Origin of the sequence: Methylobacterium sp. GC_Met_3, assembly GCF_026540775.1 — a bacterium.
Taxonomy (GTDB): Bacteria; Pseudomonadota; Alphaproteobacteria; order Rhizobiales; family Beijerinckiaceae; genus Methylobacterium.
Genome location: NZ_JALNUL010000108.1, coordinates 1 through 5,546, shown reverse-complemented (window position 1 = coordinate 5,546; position 5,546 = coordinate 1). Strand labels below are relative to the sequence as shown.

Sequence of the window (5,546 nt, the reverse complement as noted above, 5' to 3'; positions counted from 1 at the left end):
CTAGGACGATGGCCGGTTCGCTTGCCACAGGGAGTTCGAGGGCGAACCAGAAGGTTGAGCCATGGTCAATCACGCTCTCAACGCCGATCGCCCCGCCCATGCGCTCAACGAGCGCTTTTGAGATCGCCAGACCAAGCCCGCTACCACCGAAATCCCGTCCGATCGATCCATCGACTTGGCTGAAGCGCTGAAACAAGCGGTCGCGCTTGTCCGCCGGTATGCCGATGCCGGTGTCTTGGACCGAACAGCGGAATTGGACCGCCCCCTCCTTCGAGCCGCTCAGGGTCACGCTTAGGTCGATCCTGCCCCGTGCGGTGAACTTCACGGCGTTGTTGAGCAGGTTCAGCAGCACCTGCCGCAATCGGTCCTCGTCGCCGATCAACCACATGGGCAACGCAGGATCTAAGCTTACGGCAAGCGTCAGTCCCTTTGCCTCGGCTAAGCCCCGAACGATCGAGACGGTGTTGTCGACCAGGGCCACAGGCGCGAACGGCCGTGACGTAATCTCGACCTGCCCGGCCTCCAGTTTCGAGAAGTCGAGGATGTCGTTGACGACGGTTAGTAGGGCTGCGCCCGCCGTGCGGATACGCTCGGCATGTTGTCGCGCACGGGGACCGAGGTTCGGCTCCTCGCAGAGTAAGTCAGCGTAGCCGATTACCCCGTTGAGGGGTGTCCGGATCTCGTGGCTCATCGAGGCCAGGAACTCGGTTTTGGCTGCGCTGGCTTGCTCCGCCCTCTCGCGAGCGACTTGTTCGCGCAACCGTGCAAGCAAGAATACCCCAAGCAGCGTGCAGCCAAGCGCGAGGGCCCCCGTAAGAGCCGCGACAATAGTCGCGGTCTTGATCTGCGCCCCATCAGCGGCCCACAAGCCATTGAGCGCCGCGGTGCTGCGCTCAGTGATCGCACGGGCTACAGCCTCGATCTCCTCCATGATGATCTGGCCGGAGCCATTGCGCACGATGCGAAGGGCCTCAGTTCCATTGTCTTCCGCCATCATTACGGTCTGAGAAAGCTCTTCAAGCTTAGAATCTATAAGCTTGTGCAGTTTCTCGATGAGTGCACGGTCATCAGCGCCGCGTACCAAGTTGTCAAGCAGATATAGGTTGCTCCGGGCTCGAGGGAGGCCGCGTTTATAAGTGGCGAGGTAGCGCTCTTGCCCGGTCAAGAGATAACCGCGCTGGCCTGTCTCAGCCGCACGCACGCTCTCCAGCGTGTCGGAAGTAGCGCGCAGCACGCCCGTCAAACGCGCAACCTCGGTCCGGCTATCCGCGAGATTGGCAACGTTCAGTGCGAGCGTTGCCGCGCTTGCGAGGGTCAGTAGAAGTGCGGCCAGCAGCGCGCCGGCCCCGACCCCAGCTGCACCAAGTCTATGAATGCGTAAAAGCAATTGGAACACCCGGCTATCCAGGGGCCCCTGAGGCTCATGGCGTTGTGCCCCCCCTTAAGTCCAAAAGGTTACGCTAATTCTTCAAGCCTTCACCGGCAGCCCCTTATCGGATCCTCCCCCGGCCAATCGGACGACACGACGCCGCCGGGGCGATCAGTTCGGTGGTGCGAAGCCCCCCGCTGGATCAGGCGGTGGCAAGGAGGCCGCACCAAAGGATTCGGAGCTACCGTTCGTGAGCATGTCGGCTTCGGGGCATTCGCTGTCCAAAAGCGGGCCAGCGGCAATCCACCCTTCCCGGATACTCTGGGATGGGTACCGAGCGTCAGTTCGCCCACTGGCGAGCTCGATCAATGCGTTTCGACACGGTCTCGGTCGAAGACGGAACGTCGGCTTCGGGACACACGCCCGATTGGTCGCGAAATCGATGGCTCGGTGGGGCAGAGGAGCGCTCGATCAGGCATCTCAGCTTCGTAAGCCGGCATTCACTCGATGAATGTCAGTTCGGGAGCCCCGCTCGATCAAGTGATCCCACAGCCTGTCGGCGGCCTCGTTCCGGCATTCCAGGGACCGGATCAGCCTGATCTCGATGGGTATGTCGAACCGTTCGGGTCCGGCGCGGACGAGCAGCCCGCGAGCCAGGTCTTCGGCCGCGAGGGTCTGTGGTAGCCACGCGATGCCGTCCCCGTTTCGCGCCATGGTCATGAGCGCCGCCGCGAGGTGGGAGGTGACCGCGGTGGACGTATGGCTGTGCTGCCGGTCCCGACAGGCCTCGAGGATGCGCCCGAGGCCCGACGCTTGGCTGTAACCCAGATAGGGGACCGGCGCCGCCGCCGTTCCGGGGAGCGACCACGACGGACGGTCGTCGGGCCCCGGTGCACAGAGCGGCACCAAGACGTCGTCACCGACGGGCAGGCTCGGGAACCGGTTAGCCTTGAAGCGCGTCCGTGCGTCCGAATGGTAGTGGCAGAGCAGGAAATGCACCTCGCCGGAGAGCAGGATGCCCTCGCAGGCCTCCATGCTGTCCGAAATCAGGTTGAGGGTGCCGAGCGCTTGCCGCTGCATCACCCCCCGGATCCAGTTCGGGAAGAACGTGAATGACAGGGCGTGGGTCGCCGCAATCGACAGCGTCGCCGTATCGCGAAGGCCCGCCGCCTGCGCGTCGCGCCGGGCGCGTTCCAGGTCCCGCATCAGCGCGTGGGCCGCCGGCTGGAACTGGGCGCCGGCCGGCGTTAGGGAAGCCCCGTGGGCGCCGCGGACGAACAGGGCGGTGCCGACCCAATCCTCCAGGGCGCGGACGCGCCGGCTGAAGGCGGGCTGGGACACGTGCCGAACCTCGGCCGCACGCGAGAACGACCTCTGCTCCGCCAAGGCCAGGAAGTCCTTGAGCCAATCCAGGTCCATGCCCGATACCATCTACGCATAGCGTATTCCGAACATGGCATTGGCCCCGCGAGGGTGTCCAGGCTTATGCACGCCCCAAGCCCCCGCCAGAGGGGCTTCGTATTCCGTCGCATGACCGGCGGCGAAGGGGAGGAGACACGCCATGAAATCATGGTTCGGCCGTCTTTATATCCAGGTCTTCATCGCTATCGTCTTGGGCGCCCTGGTCGGTTATTTCCTGCCGGACGTCGGCATTGCGCTGCAGCCCCTCGCCGACAGCTTTATCAAGTTGATCAAGATGCTGCTCGCGCCGGTGATCTTCGGCACCATCGTCGTCGGCATCGCCAAAATGGGCAGCATGAAGGAGGTCGGTCGCATCGGCGTGCGGGCGCTCCTCTACTTCGAGGTCGTCTCGACCCTGGCGCTGGTCATCGGCCTCGTCGTCGTGAACGTGATGCGGCCCGGCGTCGGCATGAACATCGACGCCTCGCACATCAACGGCAGCGCCATCGCGGGCTACGCCAAGACGGCGGAGGCCCAGCCCGGCCTCGTCGGCTTCCTGATGGACATCATCCCTACCACCATCGTGGATGCGTTCGCCAAGGGGGCGATGCTGCAGATCATTTTGGTCTCAGTGCTACTGGGCCTGGCCCTGGTACAGGCGGGCGAGCGCGGTAAGCCCGTGGTCCTCGTGGTCGACAGCCTTCTCGACGCCCTGTTCCGCATCGTCGCGATGGTCATGCGGCTCGCGCCCGTCGGGGCCGGAGCCGGCGTCGCCTTCACCATCGGCAAGTATGGTCTCGGCACCGTCTGGTCGCTCGCCTACCTCATGCTCGGGGTCTACGCGACCTCGATCCTGTTCGTGGGCGTCGTGCTCGGCTCGGTCTGCGCCTGGTCGGGGTTCTCGCTCATCAAGGTCCTCGGCTACTTCAAGGACGAGATCCTCATCACCTTTGGCACCTGCTCCACCGAGGCCGTCCTGCCGCGCATGCTGGCCAAGCTGGAACGGCTCGGCTGTGAGAAGTCGGTGGTCGGGTTGGTGCTGCCGACCGGCTACACCTTCAACGCCGACGGCACCTGCATCTACCTGACCATGGCGGCGATCTTCGTCGCCCAGGCTACCAACACCCCGCTCGGGATCGGCGACCAGCTCGTGGTCCTCGGCGTGCTGCTCCTGACCTCGAAGGGATCGGCTGGCGTTGCCGGCGCCGGCTTCGTCACCCTCGCCGCGACGCTGTCGAGCATTCACACCGTCCCGGTCGCCGGCCTCGTTCTCCTGCTCGGCGTCGACCGCTTCATGAACGAGGCGCGGGCGGTGACCAACCTGATCGGCAACGCGGTAGCGACCATCGTCGTCGCGAAGTGGGAGGGCGCCTTCGACCTGGCCAAGGCTGAGGACGCCTATCGCAACCGCGCGGAGGTCTCCGCCAAGGGCCTCGTCCCCGAGACCGAGACCGGACACGCGCTGCCCACCCCCGTGCCGGCGGCCTCGTAAGCCCAGGCCGTCCCGATAAGCCCAGGCCGTCCCGAATCGCCTTTCCAACCCGCCCTGAACTTGAGGAGAGCACCCATGCGCATCGTTGACGTCTGCGAGGTCACCAAGCCGATCTCGTCCCCCATCCGCAACGCCTACATCGACTTCACTAAGATGACCGCGAGCCTCGTGGCCGTGGTCACCGACGTCGAGCGAGACGGGCGCAGGGTGGTCGGCTACGGCTTCAACTCGAACGGTCGCTACGGCCAGGGCGGCCTGATCCGCGAGCGGTTCAAGAACCGCATCCTGGAGGCCGACCCGAAGACCGTCCTGAACGAGGCCGGCGACAACCTCGACCCGCACAAGCTGTGGGCCGCGATGATGACCAACGAGAAGCCCGGCGGCCACGGCGAGCGCTCGGTGGCGGTGGGCACCCTCGACATGGCGATCTGGGACGCGACCGCGAAGATCGTCGGCAAGCCACTGTTTCGCATGCTCGCCGAGCAGAAGGGCATCGAGGCCAATCCGCGCGTGTTCGTCTACGCGGCCGGCGGCTACTACTACCCGGGCAAGGATTACGGCGCCCTGCGCGCTGAGATGCGCGGCTATCTCGACCGCGGCTACAACGTCGTGAAGATGAAGATCGGCGGCGCGCCCATCGACGAGGACCAGCGCCGCATCGAGGCGGTTCTGAAGGAGATCGAGGGCCAGGCGCAGCTCGCGGTGGACGTCAACGGCCGGTTCGACCTAGAGACCGCCATCGCCTACGCTAAGATGCTGCGGGAGTACCCGCTGTTCTGGTACGAGGAGGTCGGGGACCCGCTCGACTATGCCCTGCAGGCGGCGCTGTCGGAGTTCTATCCGGGCCCGATGGCAACCGGCGAGAACTTGTTCTCGCACCAGGACGCGCGCAACCTCCTGCGCTACGGCGGCCTGCGGCCGGATCGCGACTGGCTACAGTTCGACTGCGCCCTGTCGTACGGTCTCGTCGAGTACCTACGCACCCTCGACGTGCTGGACCAGTTCGGCTGGTCGCCGTCCCGCTGCATTCCCCACGGCGGACACCAGATGTCGCTCAACATCGCGGCCGGTCTCGGGCTCGGCGGCAATGAGAGCTACCCGGACCTGTTCCAGCCCTACGGCGGCTTCCCGGACGGGGTGAAGGTCGAGGACGGGCACATCTTCATGCCCGAACTTCCCGGCATCGGCTTCGAGGGCAAGTCCGACCTGATCAAGGTCATGCGCGAGCTCGCGGAGTAGGCACGGCCGGCAGGGAGGTGTCGGAGGGAGCGGCTCGGCATGCCG

Annotated in this window: 3 protein-coding genes and 2 pseudogenes; 2 read left to right on the top strand and 3 right to left on the bottom strand. The window is 65.3% G+C overall.

What is annotated here, in order from left to right:
* The 3 genes and pseudogenes from OXS27_RS31515 to OXS27_RS31505 all read right to left on the bottom strand — a co-directional run.
* Window positions 1-751 (bottom strand): annotated as a pseudogene (locus tag OXS27_RS31515) (ATP-binding protein); the annotation flags it as partial.
* A 180-nt stretch (window positions 752-931) separates the two neighbouring features.
* A pseudogene (locus OXS27_RS31510) lies at window positions 932-1,201 on the bottom strand (CHASE3 domain-containing protein); the annotation flags it as partial.
* A gap of 648 nt (window positions 1,202-1,849) precedes the next feature.
* Window positions 1,850-2,788 (bottom strand): LysR family transcriptional regulator, encoded by a 939-nt coding sequence (locus OXS27_RS31505; protein WP_267361592.1) that lies wholly within the window; start codon window positions 2,786-2,788, stop codon window positions 1,850-1,852.
* Between the two features lie 142 nt (window positions 2,789-2,930).
* Between OXS27_RS31505 and dctA the strand changes: the two genes are divergently transcribed.
* Window positions 2,931-4,262, top strand: coding sequence for a C4-dicarboxylate transporter DctA (gene dctA / locus OXS27_RS31500; RefSeq protein WP_267361590.1), 1,332 nt, complete (start codon window positions 2,931-2,933; stop codon window positions 4,260-4,262).
* 75 nt (window positions 4,263-4,337) lie between these two features.
* Window positions 4,338-5,501 carry a mandelate racemase/muconate lactonizing enzyme family protein gene (locus tag OXS27_RS31495; protein ID WP_267361588.1) on the top strand — a complete coding sequence of 388 codons (1,164 nt, stop codon included), beginning with the start codon at window positions 4,338-4,340 and terminating at the stop codon, window positions 5,499-5,501.
* Window positions 5,502-5,546: the final 45 nt, after the last annotated feature.